The sequence below is a fragment of the Acinetobacter zhairuonensis genome (genome assembly GCF_022601715.1).
GTDB lineage: Bacteria > Pseudomonadota > Gammaproteobacteria > Pseudomonadales > Moraxellaceae > Acinetobacter.
Genome location: NZ_JAKVIM010000017.1, coordinates 63751 through 86221 on the forward strand (window position 1 = coordinate 63751; position 22471 = coordinate 86221).

The window sequence follows — 22471 nt, forward strand, 5'->3', positions numbered from 1 at the left end:
TTTTTTCTGAACACCAATGTTTTTTTAGCCAATTACACCTTGTGGTATAATTTTTGACCATGTTCGTGGTAGGCATTTTTCATGGCTTCTAGACCTGATTCTACTTCTGAATCGATTGCTTCTGAAGCTAACGCATTTTTTTGATTTTGCGCATAATCTCGCACATTTTGGGTGATTTTCATCGAGCAGAATTTCGGTCCGCACATGGAACAGAAGTGTGCAGATTTATGCGCTTCTTTCGGCATGGTTTCATCATGCATGCTACGCGCGGTGTCTGGGTCTAAAGCCAAGTTAAACTGATCTTCCCAACGGAATTCAAAACGGGCTTTAGATAAGGCATTGTCACGAGCTTGAGCACCAGGATGTCCCTTCGCCAAGTCTGCTGCATGTGCGGCAATCTTATAGGTGATAATGCCGTCTTTAACATCTTTCTTATTTGGCAAGCCCAAATGTTCTTTAGGGGTGACGTAGCAAAGCATGGCGGTACCGTACCAGCCAATCATGGCTGCACCAATCGCAGAGGTAATGTGGTCATAACCCGGGGCGATGTCAGTCGTGAGAGGACCAAGAGTGTAAAATGGTGCTTCTTTACAGACTTCTAGTTGTAGATCCATATTTTCTTTAATCATGTGCATTGGTACATGACCTGGACCTTCAATCATCACCTGTACATCATGTTCCCATGCGCGATGCGTCAGTTCACCCAGCGTTTTTAGTTCGCTAAATTGGGCTTCATCATTGGCATCTTGCACACAACCTGGACGTAAACCATCACCTAAGCTGAAAGACACGTCATAGGCTTTCATGATTTCACAGATTTCATCGAAATGGGTGTATAAGAAGTTTTCTTGATGATGTGCCAAACACCACTGCGCCATGATTGAACCACCGCGCGAGACGATACCAGTCAATCGATTGGCTGTCATTGGAACATAGCGTAATAATACCCCAGCATGAATGGTGAAGTAATCTACGCCTTGTTCGGCTTGTTCAATCAAGGTGTCTTTAAAGATTTCCCAAGTCAAATCCTCAGCTACGCCATCCACTTTTTCAAGTGCTTGATAAATGGGTACGGTTCCAATAGGAACAGGGGAGTTGCGGATAATCCATTCGCGAGTTTCATGGATATTTTTGCCTGTCGATAAATCCATGATGGTGTCTGCACCCCAACGGGTTGCCCACGTCATTTTCGCCACTTCTTCATCAATGCTTGAACCCAGTGCTGAGTTGCCAATGTTGGCATTGATTTTGACCAAGAAGTTGCGACCAATAATCATTGGCTCAATTTCTGGATGGTTGATGTTGGCTGGAATAATCGCACGACCTGCGGCAATTTCTTGACGCACAAACTCTGGGGTAATTTCACGTAAGTTTTGTGCCCCAAAATTTTGCCCTGCATGCTGACGCATATCGACGCCTTCACGTTGGCGCTGATTTTCACGAATTGCGATGTATTCCATTTCAGGCGTGATAATACCTTGCTTGGCATAATGCATTTGCGTGACATTTTTGCCTGCTTTGGCACGACGCGGGTTCTGAATATGGGCAAAACGAATTTCAGCGGTGCGAATGTCTTTCAGACGTTCTTGTCCAAATTTTGAGGTTAAACCTGTTAAGACTTCGGTATCTTCGCGCTCTTCAATCCAACTTTGGCGTACCCATGGTAAGCCTTTATTTAAATCAATCGAAACATTCGGGTCGGTATAGACCCCAGAGGTGTCATAGACGCGTAAAGGCAGGTTCTGTTCACCACCTAAACCGGTTGGGGTATCGGTCAGGCTGATTTCACGGAAAGGAACACGAATATCGGGGCGTGAACCTTCAATATAGACTTTGCTTGAAGCTGGTAAAATTCGAGTTAAATCTTTTGCATCTTGCTCATGTTGAGCTGAAACTTCAGCAGGGGAAAGATTCGTTAATTGGTTCATAGCATGATCCTTATGAATGACATCAACGAATCAAGCACGACCAAAACTTGGCTGGTCTTCTGGTTTGAATTCTAGTCGTAAATTCACCAGATAGACGGAGGGCGGCAGTTTATAGGGAGCGCTTGATTCCTACGCAGGTGTTAACCTGATCAGGTTCAACGGTACTTGTGCTCATGTTCTAAAGAACTACACAATCTCAGCGAGGTATTACTCGCGCTCCGTCAAGCTAGGGCAAATGGTAGCATGCAATCTAATAAATGCCCATGCATATTTCATGACATTCGTTGCGGATAAAAATGATTCAGATTGTGCTAAATGCGATAAAAAAATTAAGGTGGTTTAAGCTGCGGGAGGAAGGCAAATGGCATCGCGGAAACAGTCACGAGGCGAGCGTGGATTGAGTTCAGGCAGACCCAAAAATTGATCCAGTTGTTTCAAGGTGAGTAAGTTGCTTTGACCAGACTGTTTTTGTTGCGGGGTCAGTTTTACCGGAATTTGTGTTTGGCGTTGCTGCTCAGATAAATCTACAAATTGCAGGAAGCGTTGCGCTTGCCATGCAAAATGCGACTGCTTTAATTTCGCCAGTTTTTCAATTTCAAATAGGCTACTACTCCGAATTGCATTTTGGTCGCTGTAGCTTTCGGATACAGGCGAATTATTCATCCCCTTAAATAAGAAGTGGGTATACATCTGCAACAGATATTCTGCATCACGTCGATAGCTGCTCTGTGGGTATTGTTGTAAATAATTTTCCCAGAATAAGGCACGCGCCACGATTTCTTGTGGGTCAATGGTCAAGGCACCATCCAGAAATGGGGCTTGCATGTTTTGCTGCGCCAGTTCAGTGATAAAAGCTTTTTCAGCTTCAGGCATGTAGGGAGCAAAGACAATCGCGAGATATTGCGGGCTGCGGCGGTAAGCGAGCATGCCTTCACCTTGGTCAATCAGTTCAATATAGGCTTGCCCCTGATGTTTAATCAGGTATTGGTCACGTAAAGAGAATTGCTCAAAGTGGCTTTGTTGAATGGTGGGGTGCTGCGCCATGTCAAAAGCATATTGCTCGAATGCCAATTGCTGTTGCGGAGTGCGCTCGACGTCTAAGAAATTGGCGTACATGCGGGTAGACAGTTTCAGGAGTTCTTTTTGTTCATTTAATTTTAAAAGGGGTAGGCAGACTTTTAAATCCTGATTAATTTCTTCTAGAGCAAAGGTGGTGCGCTGATTATTAATCTCAGACATATTCTTTTTGAGGTTTTTACACATTTCAGTTAAATCAACTGCTGCTTCTTGCTGTTGTTGCTTAGGCGGTTGTTCTTGAATCTCTGGAGACTCAGGTTGTTGGCAACCAAAGAGAAATATACTGCACAACAAGGCAAAGCAGGGTTTAATTGAAAGCATAAACTTGAATTTCACAATCGTTGGAACGTAAACCTAAAAGAAGCGTAGAGATAAAACATTATTTTAAGCCTAAAAAATGCGTTGGGTTTGTACTATTGTGAGGGAGTTTGGTTACCAAGAGCAGGGTTTCAGGTATAGAAAAGGGTGGAAAAAATCGTGCAAAAGTGGGGCAATCACGTTAATTTATCTGCGTTTGTGTAGGTTCTTGCGCAGAACATGCCATGAGTGACGCTTTACATCAGGGATAAGAATGAAAAAACATTGGCTGCTTGGTTTGTCTTTATGTGGGTTTGGTTTTGAGGCACATGCATTGGACTTGGTACAGGCTTATGCCAGAGCGCAACAGACCGATCCAAATTGGCAGGCGAACAAGTTGCAGTACGAAGCAGATCAACTCAATTTGGGTATCGCCAAAGGCAATTTATTACCAACCATCACCGTTTCAGGCAGCAGTATCCGTAAAGCACAGCAGAATTCAGATGCAGCGCAAGCGAGTTTGTCCATTCCTTCCGCTACGACCACACATCAAATTGCAGTGACGGCACGCCAGCCTTTGTTTCGTTGGGATGCCTGGGAAGGCTACAAGCAGGTGGAAACTTCGGTCAATTTGAGTGAAGTGACCTTAAAGTTACAGCAACAGCAGCATATTTTAACGGTGGCGGAAAGCTATTTTGATGTGTTACGTCAGCAAAGTTTGACCCAAGCCTATCTACAAGAAGAACAAGCTTTATTGCAGCAATTGAATATGATGAATGCCAAATTGCGGGAGGGCTTGGTTGCGAAAAGTGATGTCAGTGAGGCGCAGGCACAGTACCAGAACGCACGTGCAAATCGTATCTCGACTCAAGTCCAGTTACTTTTGGCTCAAGAGCAACTACAACAACTGATCGGACCTTATCGGGAAAACTTGGCGGTGATACGGGATGATTTTGTTTATCAAAAGCCCCATCCAGCGCAACTGACTGCATGGGAAGATTTGGCGCGTACGCACAATCTGGAAATACAGCAAGCGCGCTTACAACAGCGTTATGCAGAAGACCAGAAGCGGGTGGAAAAAGCTGCACTGTATCCACAACTCGAAGCAGTGGGGACTTATGGTTATACCCAGCAGCAACCTTCGAGTGTGCTTTCCAGTGATGGTCAATTTGACCAGATTGGCATTGAAATGAACTGGAATGCCTTTACGGGAGGCACAACCCAGCGTTCCATTCAAAAAGCAGCGGTTAATGTACGTAAGACTGAAGCACAATTAGAGGCGGCTATTCGTAAGACTCAAACTGAGGTGAAAAAAGCTTATTATCAGGTTGAAACCGACCAAGCCAAACTTGAGGCGCGTCAGGCGGCGATGCAGTCTTCTCAGGTGGTTTCAGAGGCTTCGCAGGCACAATATCAGGAAGGTTTAAAAACCATGGTGGATGTATTGCTGGCGCAGCGCAATGCATTTTCAACCAAGCAAGACTATGTAAATGCCAAATATGACTATATTTTGAATGTCCTGCGTTTAAAAGCTGCGGTTGGACAATTGAATGAGCACGAGCTGGAAAAAATGAATGTCTGGCTGGTCGAAAAATAGTAAGGTGATATTTGTGTTGTCATCAAATGTTCATAATAGATATGCTTTAATATTGAGCGAAAGCGTTTGTCTTTAACCGCTGTTGTGGAGTATGCATTTTGAGCCCAAGTAACCCTGTTTTAAACCATCATATTTCTTCGCAATTTAACGAAGATTTACAGGCGGTCAATACCAAATTTATGACCATGGGTGGGTTAGTTGAGCAGCAAGTGGCGAATTCAATTCATGCGCTGTTAGATACCGATGCGAATCTGGCGATTGATGTACAGTATCAAGACAATACCGTGAATCGCTATGAACGGGAAATTGATGAAGCACTGACCTTAATTCTCGCGCGCCGTCATCCCGCTGCAATTGACTTACGTATGGTGATTGCCATGAGTAAGGCCAATACCGATTTAGAGCGTATTGGAGATGAAGCTGCAAAAATCGGCCGGATTGCACAAAGCTTGTGTGAAGAAGGGGGTTCACCACGCGGCTATATGGAAACCCGCCATATTGGCAACCAAGTACGTGTCATGATTCATGATGCCTTGGATGCATTTGCACGGTTAGATGTCGATCAAGCCTTACGAGTCATGTTGGCGGATGCCGATATTGACCGTGAATACCAGTCGGCAACGCGTACCTTAATGACCTATATGATTGAAGATCCGCGTCATATTTCACGTGTGATTAATGTGATGTGGGTCTTGCGTTCACTCGAGCGTATTGGTGATCATGCCCGTAATATTTCCGAGCAAGTCATCTATATGGTGAAAGGTTTGGATGTGCGCCATACCAGTGTGGCTGAAATTGAAGAAAAAGTACAAGAACGCTAAGGATTTAGACTTTAAGTTGGGATTGTTGATTTAAAGTCGAAGCTATTTTCTAAAGACTCATGCATGAAATGTATGGGTCTTTTTTATGGTGTGGATGCGGTTTGAAATAGAGGGATTAATTTACTAGAGGGCGCAAGTTAAAAAAAATCCCAGACTTTGGGGGAAATCTGGGAAGAAAATGAATTTGGGGGATATTTTTTTTGTATTCAGAGATGTCTCCATCTCCTTAACTGTCATTATAGTGAGATGCTGCACATGACTCATGTAGGATATTGTGTGTAAATGTAGCCTTATTTATGGATATGTAGCTTTTTTTATATGATCCCTTGAAATCATAATGATCATCCCAAAGCTTGATAGAAATGTATTTTAATTCGATAAAATTCAAGTTGATGATCATAAAAAAGACCAGCACTGATGCTGGTCTTTTGAAGATAAAACATACTAAAGCTTAAGCTTCAGGTTTCCAGCCTTCGGCAGTTTCAATGCTGCTGTCATTGCTGAAGAACTTTTCACGCTGTTCTTCTAAAAACTTCTTCGCTTCAGGTTCAAACACATTTAAACGCTTTTCATTAATGAGCGTGGTCTGGTGCTTTAACCATTCTTGCCATGCCTGTTTAGAGATGTTATTCAACAGCTCTTCACCTTTGGCGCCAGGGAATGGAGCAAAATCTAAACCTTCCATCTCTTTTTGATATTTACGGCAAAATACTTGGCGAGACATATTAACGCTCCTTAAGCGTAAAGCTTTTCTAAACGAAGATGCGCACGTGCAATTGCCGCTTCAACTTGAGCAGGGGCTGTGCCACCAATGTGATTACGTGCATTGACTGATGCTTCAAGTGTTAAAGCTTTTTCAAATACATCTGCTTGAATCAAATCAGAGAACTGCTGAAGTTGTTCAAGGGTTAATTCAGATAAATCTTTACCTTCTTGTACCCCAAGCGCTACCGCTTTGCCGACAATTTCATGCGCATCACGGAATGCAACGCCGTTTTTCACCAGATAATCGGCTAAGTCAGTTGCAGTCGAGAAACCACGTAGCGCAGCTTCACGCATGATCTCAATGTTCGGGACTAAAGCCGGAATCATGTCGGCAAAAGCCATGAGCGAGCCACGAACGGTATCGATGGCATCAAATAGCGGTTCTTTATCTTCTTGGTTGTCTTTGTTGTAAGCCAATGGCTGACTTTTCATTAGGGTCAATAGGCTCATCAGATCACCGTAGACACGACCTGTTTTACCACGCACCAATTCTGGAACATCAGGGTTTTTCTTCTGCGGCATAATTGAAGAACCTGTGCAGAAACGGTCTGGGATATTCACAAATTTAAATTGTGCAGAGGTCCACAAAATGAGTTCTTCTGACATGCGCGATAAATGCATCATGATGAGTGATGCTGCAGCATTAAATTCAATACCGAAGTCACGGTCAGAAACAGCATCGAGTGAGTTTTCAGACACCGCTTCAAAGCCAAGCAATTCAGCAGTAAATGCACGGTCGATTGGGTAAGTGGTACCAGCAAGCGCAGCAGAGCCTAATGGCATACGATTCACACGCTTACGGCAGTCAATTAAACGCTCAGAATCACGCACCAACATTTCAAACCATGCCAACAGATGATGACCAAAAGTCACAGGTTGTGCAGTTTGTAGATGGGTGAAACCTGGCATAATGGTGTCGGTATTTTTTGCCGCTAACGACAGAATCCCTTTTTGCAATTTTGCCAGCAATTCTAAGATAGCATCAATTTCGTCACGGACATAAAGACGGATATCGGTTGCCACTTGGTCGTTACGGCTACGACCTGTATGTAATTTTTTACCGGTGATGCCAATGCGTTGAGTCAGGCGTGACTCAATATTCATATGCACATCTTCCAAGTCAATACGCCATTCAAAATGACCCGCTTCAATTTCGGCTTGAATGGTACTTAAACCCTGAATAATGTCATCACGTTCAGATTCAGTCAGTACGCCAACTTTTGCCAACATAGTTGCGTGGGCGATTGAGCCTGCAATATCTTGTTTATAAAAGCGTTGGTCAAATTGAACAGATGCGGTAAATTCTGCAACAAAAGCGTCAGTCGCTTCCGTAAAACGACCGCCCCACATGCCAGAAGTCTGGGCTTGTGACGGATTAGAGGAATTAGAAGATGTGGTCATGTCGGCTCAGTAAAATAAAAAATCGGCAAATCAAACAGAGTATAGCAAATTCAAAAGCAGTTGCCGAAGTCCAAGCAGCGCATTCTTTCAGACAAAATCAATCTGAACCTACTTATTCTTATTTTTTTAGCACGGCAGGACGTTGGCAGAATTTAGCTGAGTTGTGTGTTGCGGGAAATCTTTTAGCCATTTTACTGGCTTTAGCAGAAGCGCATTCATGGCAAGCATTAAGTTTGTCGCAAGTCGTGATGTTTATATTGTATATCAATTGGGTACTACTGTCTTTTACCGCCATTATTGAGCGCATACAACCGCGCTTGCAACAGTGGGGACTCACCGCTTTGCTGGTGTTTGGTTTTGTTTTATTGCAAGGTATTATTTTTAGCACTACCTTAATTTTAAATGTATTTTTATTTTTTGGGCAGAACTTTACCTTTAGGGATTTAACCTTGGGAACGGCATTGCAGGGTGTGATTCTGCATTTAAGTTATGGCGGCTTGTTGGGTGCCTTTTGTTTCCGCTATTTGTATATTCGGGAGCAATGGACACGGCAGCAGCATAGCGAGTTAAATGCCCGCATTCAGGCGATGCAGGCAAGAATTCATCCACATTTTTTATTTAATAGCTTAAATAGTGCCATCAGTTTAATTGCAGTTGATCCCGATAAGGCGGAGCAGATGCTTCTGGATTTATCGCGCTTATTTCGTGCCAGCTTTCAAGAATTAAAATTGGTCAAGCTGCAAGATGAAATTGAATTGTGTCAACGTTATTTAGCGATTGAGCAAATTCGCCTAGGGAAGCGCTTACATTTAGAGTGGAAGTTACTTCATCCTGAATTATTTTCACAGGTGCAAATTCCGCTACTGACGTTACAACCTTTGCTAGAAAATAGTATTTTTCATGGAGTTGAGCAAAATCTATCCGCCAGTACCGTCAGCGTATTGGTCGAAATTACACACAATCAAGTCAATATCGTCATTACAAACCCCTACATACAGGATAAAATAAATTTACGACAAGGACACGGTATTGCCATTGATAATGTAAAACAACGCCTGATGGCATATTATGGGCGTGCGGTCATCTTTCGAACCTTTGCAGGGGATGGGATGTATACCACTGTGGTGCAATATCCGTATAAGTAGAACAGTGGCAGTTAACTTATAAAAATAAACGACGTTAACTGAATGAAGGAGTAAGAATGGACATCCTAATTTGTGATGATGAGCCTCTTGCAGTAGAGCGTTTATCCAGATTGGTCACACAAATGGGGCATCAAGTGATTGCAACAGCAGGCTACGGCCAGCAAGCAATTGAAATGGTGCAATTTTATCAACCCGATGTGGTGTTGTTAGATATTCAAATGCCAGAAATGGATGGTTTGACCTGTGCGCAATATTTACGTCAGTTAGAACCTTCACCCGCCATTGTGTTTTGTACAGCGTACGATCAGCATGCCTTAGATGCATTTAAATCTCATGCTGAGGGCTATTTGCTAAAACCGATTATGCAACAGGAATTGCAGCAGGTTTTGGATCAACTGACGAAACTCACCCAAGCGCAGGTAAGTCACTTAGAACAAAAAGAAGATATGGATAATCAAGAACAACGTCATCAAATCGCGGCGAAAACTTATCGTGGTGTGGAATTGGTGCCCGTCGAAAATATTTATTATTTTTTAGCCGATCAAAAATATGTCACGGTCCGCCATAAAAATGGCAGTGTACTGATTGATGAAACCTTAAAAGATTTGGAACTGGAGTTTGGTCATCAGTTTATCCGCATCCATCGCAATGCCTTAGTTTCGGTGCATTATTTGGAGGGTTTGGAGCTGATTAATTCTGGGCAATATCAGGTGCGTTGTCGTGAATTGGATGAGCGTTTATCGGTAAGTCGACGCCATTTACCGTATTTGCGTGAGCGAATTCAGAAGCTTTGAACGTGAATGTGCGATTTCACGCATGGAATTGGTAATTCTGCTTGCATTTTAAAGTTTGCAAGTTAAGTTTAGAATAACTGACTTCATTCAATGTATCTAAAAATTTATGAAAACTTTGAAGATTGCAACACGCCAAAGCCCTCTTGCTTTATGGCAGGCAGAATTTATTCGTTCTAGCTTAGAGGAGCGTTATGCCGATCTAAAAGTAGAATTGGTAACATTTGTGACTCAAGGCGATAAAATTTTAGATACCCCACTGGCAAAAATCGGCGGTAAAGGCTTATTTGTAAAAGAGCTAGAAGCCGCTTTATTGGATGGTCGCGCTGATCTGGCGGTACATTCCATGAAAGATGTTCCGATGGCGCTGCCTGAAGGTTTAAGTCTGGCAGTGATTTGTGAGCGAGAAGATCCTTTTGATGCCTTTGTCTCAAACAGTTATGCGCATTTTGACGACTTGCCACAGGGTGCTAAAGTGGGAACCTCAAGTTTGCGCCGTAAGTGTCAGATATTAAAACAGCGTCCAGACCTTGAAATCATTGATTTGCGTGGCAACGTCGGCACGCGCCTGTCTAAGCTGGATGCAGGTTTATATGATGCGATTATTTTGGCCAGTGCCGGATTAAAACGTCTCGGGCTTGCAGAACGTATTCGCCATTCTTTGCCTGCAAGTGTGAGTTTGCCAGCGGTTGGACAAGGCGCGCTAGGATTGGAATGTCGAGCGGATGATCAACACGTCTTAGATTTAATCCAACCGTTATTGCATGCCGAAACTTCAGCCTGTGTCCGTGCAGAACGTGCTTTTAATGCGTATTTAGAAGGAGGCTGTCAGGTGCCGATTGCAGGTTATGCAACGCTGCAAGCTGACCAGTTACATCTGGAAGGTCGCGTTGGGAGTGTGGATGGTGCTCAGTTATTGGTTGCTGAATTACGAGGACCTGTGACGGAAGCAGAGCAATTGGGTGAAACTCTGGCAAAACGCTTATTAGATTTAGGTGCTGGAGAGCTGTTACGAGCTTTACATTAAGCTATGTTATTTATTAATACTCGCCCCAAAGCACGCGCGACTGAGCTGAGCTTTGCCTTGCAGCAAGCAGGTATTCAAGTTTTAGAGTTGCCTTTATTGGAATTGGAACCGTGTGCTTGGTCTACAGCGTTGCAGAGCTTGTATCTGCAGTTGCCACAGGCAAGCTGTATAGTCGTGGTCAGTCCTTCGGCGGTTGAATTTGGAATGGCTGGCTTGCAACAGAGTGGATTGACCTTGCAGGATCTACAAGCCCTACAATGGATCGCCGTTGGAGAAAAAACTGCGCAAGCTCTGGCAGCATATGGGATTCAAAGTCATGTACCTGAAGTTGAAACCTCAGAGGGCATGTTGCAAATTCCATTACTGCAGAATTTATCTTCATCTTCATGTATTGCTTTTTGGCGAGGGCAGGGTGGACGCCAATTTATGATGGAGAACCTGCAACAACAGGGTGTGTCGATTTTAAATTTTATTTTGTATCAGCGTCGTTGTCCGACGCAAACGATGAAAAATTTTGAGCAAGTTGTCGCACAATTACAACAACATCAGTCTTATAGTGTGCTGATTAGCAGTGAAGCCAGTTGGTTGAACTGGCTGGCTCTGATGCAAACCCATCCAGCCCTCTTTGCACATGGGCACTTTATGGTGCTGGGTGAGCGGTTGTTTCAACTGCTGTTCAAAGCGCAAGCGCAGCAGCATTTAGCATTCCATCTTCATTTATTATCCGATTTAAGTACTGAAACGATATTGCAATGCCTGCGGGCAATGCCGAGAAATGCATGAAAAAGTTTTTAATTATTGTGATTTTGGTCTGTGTGGCATGGATTGCCAAACTCAGTTATGACCTTTTTCAATTGACTCAAACCCAGACGGTCATGCAGAACACATTGCAGCAATTAGAAAGTAATAGCGCCAGTCTGAACGATCAACTTGTGGCGTTGCAACGCCAGAATCCCAATCCGCCTGAACCAGCAGCTGCGGCTGAATCAGCGTCTGCTGCCGCGGGTACACCAGTAGCAAATACCATGCTACAGATTGATCCGATGATATTGGTTCGTCAACAATTAGACTTGGTGGATTTTGCCTTACAGCAACAGCAATATCATTATGCTTTAGAAAAGTTGGCTCAGCTGAATGTGAAACTGGAGCAGTATGCTTTAGCACCAGCCCTAAAACAAAGTTTGCATCAAGCGATTGCAAAAGATCAGAAATTGATCCAGCAAACAGTGCAAGCGCGGACAGAACAACAGCAACAAATACAACAATTATCACAACAACTTGACTTGGTTTTAACCCAAGAAATCAAACAAGGGCAAATGCATCCTGTGAGTGCGGAGAGCCGCTCTTTCTGGCAACGCTGGTTTGTATTGCAACCCGCCACTCAGCCTGCAACACAATTGATGCAACGTGCCATTATTTTAAAAGAAGTACAGTTGCGGTTATTGGTCGCGCGGGAGGCATTAACGCAGGGACAGTACTTGGCATATCAAAAAGATTTGAATGAGATCATCCAGATTTTAGCCAGCTTGCCTGATGCACAAGCGCAGAAATTGCGTCAGCAAGTCGAAAGAATCAAAGGCTTTAGTATTATTCCGATGCCTGTCCTGAATACGCGCGCTTTGCTAGGGTCTTAATATGAAACAGATTCTTTTGGCTTATGCATTTATCTGCCTGATTCTGATCGCATTACTCAGTGTGTTGAGTTATGGCTATGGTGCAGGGTATGTCTATATTTACTGGCGTGAATGGCAACTCCAGAGCAATGTTTGGTTCGTGTTTATCGTATTGGCTGTATTGGGTTTTATCTTTCAGCTGATGTGGTTATTGCTCAAACGCTATTTTACCCGTGAGCAACGAAAGCAAACGGAAATTTATGACTTCAAAACCTTGCATCCGTATGAGCAATTGGCTGTGATTTGGCTCCTAGATGCAGGGCGTGAACAACAGCAGTTTATTCAAAATGCATTCACCCAGTCGGGATTGTTGCGTGGTGTGATTGATTCGCGTTTGTACTTGATGCAGCAACAATATCGTGAAGCCTTGTCGGTATTAAGTCACAGTCATGCTATGGCATTTGAGTTGGCAGAAATTCAGCGGATTCAGGTTTTTCTTGCACAACAGGATGCAGAACAGGCACTGACGCATCTTGAGTTTTTAACCCAGCATGAACTTTCTCCATGGTTGAAAGATGTACAAACGGCCTATGAGCAGCGTTTAACTGAGTTATGGGGCGCTTTTGCGGTACAGTTTCCTTGGCAATATTTACGTTCCATGCAATATGGTCATCTGGATGAAGCCACCAAGCAAGCTTGGTTAGAACAACTGTTACAGCAGTTTGATCGTGCCAGTGTAGAAAATTTGCAAGATTTACAGCAGCGCTATTTAGATTTGTCGACAGAAATCGAAACCCGTAGCTATTCCATTAAAACCTTATGGTTGAAATTATTGTCGCGCTTACCCGATTTAAGTCAGCAACATGAAGATTTGGCCTTACATTTGCTTGATCAGCAATTTAATGCAGAAGTGTTTTATTTGTGGTTCCAGCAGCAACTGTTAAAACAAGTGCCGAATTATAGTGATGTAGAACAGCATATTCAGGACTGGGAATTGAAGTATCCATCTTTGCCTGTTTTAACCTTTGCTAAATGGCATGTCTATGACGCGACTGGTCGGTTCAATAAAGCAGATGAATTATTAACTTTATATCCTGATAATGTACTCATGAATTATTTGCGGATTAAATCGACGTTGAAAAATCGTGAAGATTTGATTCAGCAGTTAAATTTTATCTTTGAAAATAATGCAAATTTTGTAAAAATTAAGATTTAAGGGAATATATGTCTTTATTCAGTGAATATCCAGTCGTGTATGAGCAAAATGTAGCATGGGGGGATATGGATGCTTTTGGTCACGTAAATAATGTGATGTATTATCGCTATATTGAAAGTGCACGAATTGATTATTTTGATGCATTAAATATATTTGAACAAAAGGTATTAACTGTCGTTGCATCAAATCAGTGCAAATATTTACGTCCGGTATTTTATCCTGATCAATTAAAAATTGCGGTCAGGGTGGAAGAGTTACGTAATAGTGCGATGCGCATGAGCTATCAATTATTCAGCACTGCACAAAATGCACTCGTGGCAACGGCAGAAGCGGTGATCGTGTGTGTGGATCAAAATAATATGCAAAAAGCGGCAATCCCAGAGGATATTCGTGAAAAAATTCTCAAAATGGAACATGCGGTTGGACATTTAATTTAATTCTGATGCAATATTAAATAGTGAATCTAGATTATCTTATTTAAACTGTTTGTATATTGTTGTGAATTTAAATATAAGTGTTGAATATTGGGTTTAATAAAAATATGATAATCCAGTGTTATAAATTAAATCGTATTTAATGGAGTTAATATGATGCCAGACATTAGTAATTTATCTGTAGAAGAGTTAAAGCGTTTACAAGTAGAAGCGGAAGCCTTAATCGTTTCTAAAAAAGATCAAGCGATTGAAGATGCTTATACTCAGATTATGGATATTGCTGATAAAGTAGGTTTGAGTATTGAACAAATCTTAGAGTTTGGCGCAACTAAACGTAAGAAAAGTACTCGTAAATCTGTAGAACCTCGTTATCGCAATAAATCAGATGCTTCAGAAACTTGGACGGGTCGTGGTAAACAACCGCGCTGGTTAGTGGCTGAATTGGAAAAAGGTGCAAAACTTGAAGATTTTCTCATCTAATCTTCATAAGATTGTCATCCAATCTGATTAAATTATTTAAACCAAGCAAAACTGCTTGGTTTTTTTATATTGATCAATTGGCGGTGAAAAAAAAGTGTGCATAATGGGTGGCAAAGATAAAATATATATTTCAGGAAGAATAATAGTGATGTTGGTTGTGGTGGGATGACAAAAAAAAATAAGCACCTTGCATGGAGCATGTTTGCCTTAAGTAGTTTTTTATTTTTCGTAGTGCTGCAAATTCCTGCAGCTTGGCTCGTTTCTAAATTTTATAAAAATAACCAAGTGCTACAAAATGTCAGTGGCAATATTTGGCAGGGGCAGGCGGACTGGCATCAAGGTGCATTAAATGGCTCACTCAATTGGCAGGTACGTCCCCTAGATCTATTGTTACTCCGACTCGGTGCTCAGGTAAATATTCATAGTGGTCGTACCCAATTGCAAGGGATTGTCGGTTATGGTTTGGGGCAGCGTTGGACGGTTAAAGAGCTTTCTGGCGAAATTGCACCCGAAACCTTAAAGCGAGTTGCAGATTGGCAATGGCCGAGTAATCCGATTCAACTGCAAGATATCCAGTTTAAGTATCAAAAAGCACAAGGCTTTCAACACGCTGAAGGTTCCACGCAATGGACTGGTGGAGAACTTTCCTATCAATTTGCACAACGCCAAGAGCAAATGAATATACCAGCTTTAAAAGGAACGTTGAGGGATCGCGATCAAGCCCTGAATATTGAGGTACGTGATCAACGCGACCAAAAAATGATAAATCTGTTGTTGGATAAGAATCTGATGCTCGATGTGCAGATTACTCAGCGCATGTTAATGAATGTGCCTTCTTATCAAGGCAAAGCAGGTCTGGATACTTATGTAGTGAGCTCACGTCAACCGCTACTGAAAGGTGGTATGTGATGAGTTCTTTACAAATCAAACTACAGAAACTCAACATCGGGCAATTGGACCGTTTTGCACCGTGGTTTTTGGCGTTATTGTTGACCTATTTAAGCTGGAAATTGGCCAGTATTTTTTGGTTGTGGGTAGCTCCGCCAATGCCTATGCAGCTAGAGCGTGTACAGTTGGGTTCACAACAACCGCAAGTTCCAAATATCAGTACGTTTGCTTTGTTTCAGGAATCTAACACTGCCAGCATGAGTAATCTCAGTAATTTGACTCTGCAAGGCGTAGTGGTGTCCTATCCGAATCAATACTCTTCTGCGGTGATTAAAGTCAATCAAGTGGCAGATCGATATCGTGTCGGTGAAACACTGGCAGGTACAACTTTTCAGTTGGCAGAAGTGTATTGGGATCATGTTGTACTGCGGGATTTGGCAGGACAAACCCGCGAAGTAGCGTTTAACCGTATTGCGAATGGTTTAGATCAACCGATCGTCCCGCCAGTAGGGACAAGCTCATTGCCTACAGCTACAGCACCAACGACGACTCAGCATGCATTGGGGCAGGCAGTGCAGCAAATGCAACAAAACCGTGACCTGTTTTTGACGGATATGGGGGTAGGGTCGGCAACTGGTGAAGGCTATGAGGTGACCAGTAAAACGCCAGCAGCATTACGCAATACATTGGGGTTGCAACCTGGAGATCGGATTTTGTCTTTAAATGGACAAAATGTGGGGCAGGGACAGAATGATGCACAATTACTTGAACAAGCCAAACAAGCAGGGCAAGTCAAACTTGAAATAAAACGTGGTGATCAAGTGATGACCATACAACAAAATTTTTAAATGATGAGAAATCGCCCCTAGGGTTAGGAAACACAGAAGTATATGGCTTTATTTCATAATAATCGTCCAGTTTGGGCTTTGCTCGCAAGTGCGCCTTTGATTGCTGCTGTCAGTAGTAGTGCTTATGCGCAAACATGGAAAATTAACCTGCGTGATGCAGACTTAACGGCATTTATTAATGAAGTAGCCGATATTACGGGTAAAAACTTTGCTGTTGACCCGCGTGTGCGTGGCAATGTCACGGTCATTTCCAATAAGCCACTGAATAAAAGTGAAGTTTATGACCTGTTCCTAGGGGTGTTGAATGTGAATGGTGTGGTTGCCATTCCATCAGGGAATACCGTCAAAATTGTTCCAGACAGCAATGTAAAAAGCTCAGGTATTCCCTACGATGCACGAAAGCGTGCCACAGGGGATCAAATTGTCACGCGTGTGATCTGGTTGGAAAATACCAATGCCAATGATTTAATTCCTGCGTTACGCCCATTAATGCCACAGTTTGCAAATTTGTCTGCTGTGCCAGGGGCGAATGCCTTGATTGTTTCGGATCGAGCCAACAATATTTATCAACTGGAAACCATCGTTCGTAATTTAGATGGTACTGACCAGCATGATATCGAAGCCATTACTTTGCAATCCAGCCAAGCTGAAGAAATGATCGGTTTGTTGGATTCCATGACGGCAACAGGCGCAGCCAAAGATCTGAAAGGTGCTCGCGTGCGTGTGATTGCGGATAGCCGTACCAATCGCATCTTAATTAAAGGGGATACAGCAACTCGTAAGCGCCTACGTCAACTGATTGAAATGTTAGATGTGCCTGCTGCGGACCGATTGGGTGGATTGAAAGTTTTCCGTCTGAAATATGCCAGTGCCAAAAATTTGGCTGAAATTTTACAAGGTCTCGTAACGGGTCAAGCAGTTTCAGGATCAGAGAGTAAAGCGAACAGTGCTTCGAATTCGAACAGCAGTATGCTGGGGAATACGAATAGTACTTCCTCGGGTAGTTCATCTTCCTCAAGTATTTCAACCCCTGCCATAAACTTGGGTGGCGGGTCTTCAGGAAGTAACCCCAATAACATCACCAGTTTTAATGCCAATGGCATCAGTATTATTGCAGACAGTTCGCAAAATGCTTTAGTGGTCAAAGCCGATCCGCAATTGATGCGTGAGATTGAATCTGCCATTCAGCAATTAGATATCCGTCGTCAACAAGTCCTCATTGAAGCAGCAATTATTGAAGTCGAAGGCACCGATGCAGATCAGTTGGGTGTGCAATGGGCTTTGGGAGATATTAGCAGCGGGGTCGGTTTAATCAGTTTTGATAATGTGGGTTCAAGTCTAGCCAGTTTGGCAGCAGGTTATCTAAGTGGCGGTGCTTCTGGTTTAGGGCAGGCATTGACCAGTGCAGGCAGTTCATTGGTGCTGGGAGATTATAAAGAAGGCAGCAATGGCTCACGTCAGCTTTATGGCGCGCTGATTCAGGCACTCAAAGAAAATACCAAGTCAAATCTACTTTCTACCCCATCCATTGTCACTATGGACAACGAAGAAGCCTATATTGTGGTGGGTGAGAACGTACCGTTTGTCACAGGTTCGGTGAGCACCAGTAATGGTACAGTCAATCCCTATACCACCATTGAGCGTAAAGATGTGGGTGTCACACTGAAAGTGATTCCGCACATTGGGGAAAATGGCACGGTACGCTTGGAAGTGGAGCAGGAAGTTTCTGGGGTTAAAAATAGCAAAGGTCAGGCTTCGGACTTGGTCACCAGTAAGCGTGCCATTAAAACCGCCATTTTGGCAGAACATGGACAAACCGTGGTTCTCGGTGGTTTGATTTCGGATAACTCGGTTTATAGTCGTCAATCTGTACCGGGTTTGGGGGCGATTCCTGGTGTCGGGCGCTTATTCAGATCCGACTCAAAATCCAATCAGAAACGCAATTTATTGGTCTTTATCCACCCCACGATAGTTGGTAGTGGTGATGATGTACGTCGCTTATCGCAGCAACGTTATAGCCAGCTGTATAGCTTACAGCTAGCGTTGGATAAAGATGGTAGCTTTGCCAAGTTGCCTGAGCAGGTGGATGATGTCTATATGCAGCGATTGCCTGTGAAACCTGGCGCACCACGTACCAGTCCTTATCAAGCAGTGCCTTCTGCTGCACAACCATCCAATGCTGCGACTGTAACTACCCCTGTTGCGATTGAACCTGTGATTAGCAATACGCCTGCGCCTAAGTCAGAAGTTGAAAAAACTAAAAATACCGTGACCACCATCAGTGTTCGCCCAGCGTCTTAATGGTGAAGGGTCAAAATTGAAATGTACAACTTGCATGGTATGATGATGCAAAATCATAAAGAGATAATGTGATGACTTGGAAGATACAGGCAATTACGGGCGAATTCACGGGGCAGGAGATCAGCATCGACCACGATATGTTGGTTGGGCGTCATCAGGAAGCAGATGTATTGCTGCAGTCTGCAGAAGTGTCACGTAAACATGCCGCACTGTTGTTAAAAGAACAGGCTTTATGGGTGCAAGATTTAAACTCATCCAATGGCACTTTTGTGAATGACTTAAAAGTTGAAAATGAAAGCCAGTTGCATGATGGTGATATTGTTCAGTTCGCGAGTTTTAAATTTTCCGTGTTAGCCCCTGCGCAAATGGCAGAAGTTGTTGAAACTGAAACTGAAACTGAAACTGTAGCAGTACAACAGCCTGCGGAAGCGGTTGCACCATCTGAAACAGCGGCAGAAAAAACGGTAGCAGAACAGATGAATGATCAGGGCATGCCGAGCTTGACTGAACGTGATAGCAATGTGCAGTTAAGCCGTGACGGTATGCCGCAGAGTGTCGCTGTACCAAAACCTGCACCTATTCCAGAAGGTGTGGACGTGTCTAAGGTCACTCCAAATCCAGAGCCAGTTCCCGTTGAGCAACCTGTTTCTCGTGTTGAAGAAGAGCATACACAACAGAAAAATGCATCGCTGGGTTTAATCACGATTATTGTTTTGGTGATTTTAGCCATCTTGGCGTGGGTGATGTTTAAATAATCTGGGAAATCCCTACAATAAAGGCATGCTATGGCATGCCTTTTTTATTACTAAAGAATTTGGGTCGCTTATGAATATTGCACAATTAGATCGCCGTGAATTAATGCTCTTTGATTTGGATGGAACTTTGGTCGACTCTGCGACTGATTTATATCGTGCAATGAATATGAGTCTAAATGTGCTACAGCTACCACTGGTCACGGAACAGCAAGTCCGCGTTTGGGTGGGTAAGGGTACTTCAATTTTCTGCCACAGTACTTTGGAATATCTCACAGGCGAAGTTGATCCTGCACAGCACAAACAACTGCTGGATACCTTTTTGCAGATTTACAATGCAGAGCCTTGTGTCGAAACACGCCCATTCCATGGCATTCTGGAGTTTCTGGAATGGGGTTTGCAACAGAACAAGAAAATGATTTGTGTGACCAATAAGCCTGAGCTACCTGCACGTATGATTGTTGAAACACTGGGCATGTCCAAATACTTTGTCGATGTAATCGGTGGTGATCGTTTCGAAGAGCGTAAGCCACATCCTCGTCAATTGCTGCATTGTGTGGACGAGTATCAGGTTGAAAAATCTCAGACCCTGATGTTTGGTGATTCGAGTAATGATGTTGAGGCAGCACGACGTGCGGGTATTGATTGTATTGTCGTAAGCTATGGTTATAATCATGGTGAAGATATACAGGATTGCCAACCACAACTTGTGGTGGATGATTTAAGAGAATTAATCAAAGCATAATTTGTAGATAAGGAATAAAGACACATGAGTCGTTGTAAAGCATTTCGATGGCGTCGCTCAGTCTGATGTAACGAAAAATTGAATTGACCCTACTCGAAAATTTAAAGAGAACCTCATGACGACTCAAGTGCAATACGAACAATTAAAAGCGCAAGGCTACAATCTGATTCCAGTGTACCGCCAGCGTTTGGCTGATACCGAAACTCCATTATCTGTTTTTGCCCGTTTAAAGGGTCATAAGCAAGCCTACTTATTTGAGTCGGTTGAGGGTGGTGAAAACTGGGCACGCTATTCCATTATCGGTTTGGGTGAATCCACCGTGTTTTCCTGTAATGCGGGTCAACTCACCATTAAACATGTCGATGGTTCACATGAAAAGCAAGCCTGTACCGATCCTTTCGAATACATTCGTGATTTTCTATCGCAATTTAAAGTGCCTACACAAGCAGATTTACCTGCTTTACCAAACTTTACGGGCGGTTTAGTAGGTTATTTTGGCTATGACGCCGTCCGTTATATTGAACCACGTCTCAACAATGTACCTGAAGCCGATCCAGTTGGGTTGCCTGATATCTGGATGATGCTGTCTAAAACCGTCATTGTGTTTGATAACTTAAAAGACACCTTGTTTTTGATTGTGCATGCCGATGTGAATGATCCAGAAGCTTATTTTAAAGCGCAAACTCAGCTCGATATATTAGAAAGGTTGCTAGCAACCCCTGTGAGTTTGCAGGCGAAGAAACATACAGCACCGCATTTTGAATCGTTAACTGGCAAAGAAAAGTTCTTAGAGTCAATTGAAACGGTCAAAGAATATATCCGTGCGGGGGATGTGATGCAGGTGGTGCCTGGGCATCGTATGGTTTCAGATTTTGATGGTGAAGCGTTACAGGTTTATCGTGCTTTACGTCACTTAAATCCATCGCCATATTTGTTCTTGGTGCAAGGACAGACGCTAGAAGATCAGAAGCCGTTCCATATTGTTGGTTCATCACCAGAAATTTTATCGCGTTTGGAGAATGGCGTGGCTACAGTGCGTCCTTTAGCAGGCACACGTCCACGTGGGAAGACCAAAGAAGAAGATTTGGCTTTAGAAAAAGATTTACTTTCCGATGAAAAAGAAATCGCAGAGCATTTAATGCTGATTGATTTGGGGCGTAATGATGTTGGTCGCGTGTCAAAAATTGGTAAAGTGCAGGTGACTGATCAAATGGTGATCGAACGTTATTCACATGTAATGCATATCGTCTCCAATGTGCAAGGCGTAGTGCGTGATGATGTTGATGCATTGGATGTTTTTAAAGCAACTTTCCCTGCTGGAACACTTTCTGGTGCGCCAAAAATCCGTGCCATGGAAATTATTGACGAAGTTGAGCCAGTAAAACGTGGAATTTTTGGTGGAGCTGTTGGTTATTTAGGCTGGCACGGTGAAATGGACATGTCGATTGCGATTCGCACCTGTGTAATTCGTGAAAATAAGGTCTTTGTTCAGGCTGGAGCAGGGCTTGTTGCGGACTCAAATCCTGAATCTGAGTGGAATGAAACCCAAATAAAAGCTCGCGCAGTGATCAAAGCGGTTGAATTATCATCAAATGGATTGATTTTATAAGTTTTTCGCAATTTTTTTGAAAAAAACACTTGCAAGGATTCTAAGTTTTGCTAAACTGCACACCGTTCCGATACGAAACGTACGAAACACTAAGAAAGAGCCGGCATAGCTCAGTTGGTAGAGCAACTGACTTGTAATCAGTAGGTCCACAGTTCGAATCCGTGTGCCGGCACCATCTTAAAGGTGTGTAGTAGTGAAGTGAAGAGCAACACTGAAATAAGTGTGAAATGGTGAGATTCCCGAGCGGTCAAAGGGGGCGGACTGTAACTCCGCTACGAAAGTTTCGAAGGTTCGAATCCTTCTCTCACCACCATTAACTTCGATTGAAGTGGTATATTACCAACATTAAGCGGGAGTAGCTCAGTTGGTAGAGCGGTAGCCTTCCAAGCTACATGTCGCGAGTTCGACCCTCGTCTCCCGCTCCATCGAAGAAGATTGCTCTTATAGCTCAGTGGTAGAGCACTCCCTTGGTAAGGGAGAGGTCTCGAGTTCAAATCTCGATAAGAGCTCCAGATACAGTTTAGTAGATATTCTACAAAGATTTTAAAAAGCAGGCTTATTAGTCTGCTTTTCAAGTATTGGGTGTCTGCTTTTTTAGGCGATATGTCGATGCTGAGCTTTTCTCAGAAGTGTGTTCGACGTAAACGAGGAATATAAACATGGCTAAGGCTAAGTTTGAACGTAATAAGCCACACGTAAACGTGGGCACAATCGGTCACGTTGACCATGGTAAAAC

At 43.2% G+C, this 22471-nt stretch carries 20 protein-coding genes, 4 tRNA genes, 1 pseudogene and 1 riboswitch; of the genes and pseudogenes, 21 read left to right on the plus strand and 4 right to left on the minus strand.

Translation table 11 applies throughout. The features are described 5' to 3' along the window. Positions 1-32: 32 nt before the first annotated feature. Positions 33-1928, minus strand: a complete 1896-nt coding sequence (thiC, locus tag MKI85_RS13385; protein ID WP_241628301.1) for a phosphomethylpyrimidine synthase ThiC — start codon at positions 1926-1928, stop codon at positions 33-35. Between the two features lie 109 nt (positions 1929-2037). Continuing rightward, positions 2038-2159: riboswitch (TPP riboswitch) on the minus strand. A 108-nt stretch (positions 2160-2267) separates the two neighbouring features. Beyond that, complete coding sequence (locus tag MKI85_RS13390; protein WP_241628303.1) at positions 2268-3326, minus strand: hypothetical protein; 1059 nt, start codon at positions 3324-3326, stop codon at positions 2268-2270. Between the two features lie 250 nt (positions 3327-3576). Here MKI85_RS13390 and abuO point away from each other — a divergent pair, with 250 nt between their 5' ends. Together abuO and phoU are read left to right on the plus strand one after the other, a co-directional pair. Beyond that, complete coding sequence (abuO, locus tag MKI85_RS13395) at positions 3577-4899, plus strand: multidrug efflux outer membrane protein AbuO (protein WP_241628305.1); 1323 nt, start codon at positions 3577-3579, stop codon at positions 4897-4899. A 98-nt stretch (positions 4900-4997) separates the two neighbouring features. After that, positions 4998-5720 (plus strand): phosphate signaling complex protein PhoU, encoded by a 723-nt coding sequence (phoU, locus tag MKI85_RS13400; protein ID WP_241628307.1) that lies wholly within the window; start codon positions 4998-5000, stop codon positions 5718-5720. Positions 5721-6171: 451 nt separating this feature from the next. On the opposite strand, the gene MKI85_RS13405 is transcribed toward phoU, so the two are convergent. Both MKI85_RS13405 and argH read right to left on the minus strand, forming a co-directional pair. Then, positions 6172-6444, minus strand: coding sequence for an oxidative damage protection protein (locus MKI85_RS13405; protein WP_241628309.1), 273 nt, complete (start codon positions 6442-6444; stop codon positions 6172-6174). 11 nt (positions 6445-6455) lie between these two features. Further along, positions 6456-7886 carry an argininosuccinate lyase gene (gene argH, locus MKI85_RS13410; RefSeq protein WP_241628310.1) on the minus strand — a complete coding sequence of 477 codons (1431 nt, stop codon included), beginning with the start codon at positions 7884-7886 and terminating at the stop codon, positions 6456-6458. Between argH and MKI85_RS13415 the strand changes: the two genes are divergently transcribed. The 19 genes and pseudogenes from MKI85_RS13415 to MKI85_RS13505 all read left to right on the plus strand — a co-directional run. Then, positions 7877-9031, plus strand: coding sequence for a sensor histidine kinase (locus tag MKI85_RS13415; protein WP_241628313.1), 1155 nt, complete (start codon positions 7877-7879; stop codon positions 9029-9031). The genes argH and MKI85_RS13415 overlap by 10 nt on opposite strands. 56 nt (positions 9032-9087) lie before the next feature. Further along, the gene (locus MKI85_RS13420; protein ID WP_241628314.1) at positions 9088-9825 is read left to right on the plus strand and encodes a LytR/AlgR family response regulator transcription factor; all 738 of its coding nucleotides are present in this window, start codon (positions 9088-9090) and stop codon (positions 9823-9825) included. Between the two features lie 106 nt (positions 9826-9931). Then, positions 9932-10849 carry a hydroxymethylbilane synthase gene (gene hemC / locus MKI85_RS13425; RefSeq protein ID WP_241628315.1) on the plus strand — a complete coding sequence of 306 codons (918 nt, stop codon included), beginning with the start codon at positions 9932-9934 and terminating at the stop codon, positions 10847-10849. A 3-nt stretch (positions 10850-10852) separates the two neighbouring features. After that, positions 10853-11632 carry a uroporphyrinogen-III synthase gene (locus tag MKI85_RS13430; protein WP_241628316.1) on the plus strand — a complete coding sequence of 260 codons (780 nt, stop codon included), beginning with the start codon at positions 10853-10855 and terminating at the stop codon, positions 11630-11632. Then, on the plus strand, positions 11629-12483 hold the full coding sequence (locus MKI85_RS13435) for a hypothetical protein (RefSeq protein WP_241628317.1): 855 nt from the start codon (positions 11629-11631) through the stop codon (positions 12481-12483). The genes MKI85_RS13430 and MKI85_RS13435 overlap by 4 nt, the downstream gene beginning before the upstream one ends. 1 nt (position 12484) lies before the next feature. Then, on the plus strand, positions 12485-13678 hold the full coding sequence (locus MKI85_RS13440) for a heme biosynthesis protein HemY (protein WP_241628318.1): 1194 nt from the start codon (positions 12485-12487) through the stop codon (positions 13676-13678). An 8-nt stretch (positions 13679-13686) separates the two neighbouring features. Next, positions 13687-14115, plus strand: coding sequence for an acyl-CoA thioesterase (locus tag MKI85_RS13445; RefSeq protein WP_241628319.1), 429 nt, complete (start codon positions 13687-13689; stop codon positions 14113-14115). 150 nt (positions 14116-14265) lie between these two features. Next, positions 14266-14592 carry an H-NS histone family protein gene (locus MKI85_RS13450; RefSeq protein WP_116763490.1) on the plus strand — a complete coding sequence of 109 codons (327 nt, stop codon included), beginning with the start codon at positions 14266-14268 and terminating at the stop codon, positions 14590-14592. A gap of 165 nt (positions 14593-14757) precedes the next feature. After that, entirely contained in the window at positions 14758-15501 is a 744-nt protein-coding gene (gspN, locus tag MKI85_RS13455) for a type II secretion system protein N (protein WP_241628320.1), read from the plus strand. Beyond that, positions 15501-16328, plus strand: coding sequence for a type II secretion system protein N (locus tag MKI85_RS13460; RefSeq protein ID WP_241628322.1), 828 nt, complete (start codon positions 15501-15503; stop codon positions 16326-16328). Before gspN ends, MKI85_RS13460 begins: the two co-directional genes overlap by 1 nt. 42 nt (positions 16329-16370) lie before the next feature. Then, positions 16371-18629, plus strand: coding sequence for a type II secretion system secretin GspD (gspD, locus tag MKI85_RS13465; protein ID WP_241628324.1), 2259 nt, complete (start codon positions 16371-16373; stop codon positions 18627-18629). Between the two features lie 71 nt (positions 18630-18700). After that, positions 18701-19384: an FHA domain-containing protein gene (locus MKI85_RS13470; protein ID WP_241628326.1), complete on the plus strand. Its 684-nt coding sequence runs from the start codon at positions 18701-18703 to the stop codon at positions 19382-19384. A gap of 70 nt (positions 19385-19454) precedes the next feature. Continuing rightward, complete coding sequence (locus MKI85_RS13475; RefSeq protein ID WP_241628328.1) at positions 19455-20126, plus strand: HAD-IA family hydrolase; 672 nt, start codon at positions 19455-19457, stop codon at positions 20124-20126. A 115-nt stretch (positions 20127-20241) separates the two neighbouring features. After that, positions 20242-21735 (plus strand): anthranilate synthase component I, encoded by a 1494-nt coding sequence (gene trpE / locus MKI85_RS13480; protein WP_241628330.1) that lies wholly within the window; start codon positions 20242-20244, stop codon positions 21733-21735. 99 nt (positions 21736-21834) lie between these two features. Then, a tRNA-Thr gene (locus tag MKI85_RS13485) sits at positions 21835-21910 on the plus strand. Between the two features lie 54 nt (positions 21911-21964). Then, positions 21965-22048 (plus strand) — tRNA-Tyr (locus MKI85_RS13490). Between the two features lie 36 nt (positions 22049-22084). After that, a tRNA-Gly gene (locus MKI85_RS13495) sits at positions 22085-22160 on the plus strand. A 12-nt stretch (positions 22161-22172) separates the two neighbouring features. After that, positions 22173-22247, plus strand: a tRNA-Thr gene (locus tag MKI85_RS13500). A 147-nt stretch (positions 22248-22394) separates the two neighbouring features. Further along, a pseudogene (locus MKI85_RS13505) lies at positions 22395-22471 on the plus strand (hypothetical protein); the annotation flags it as partial.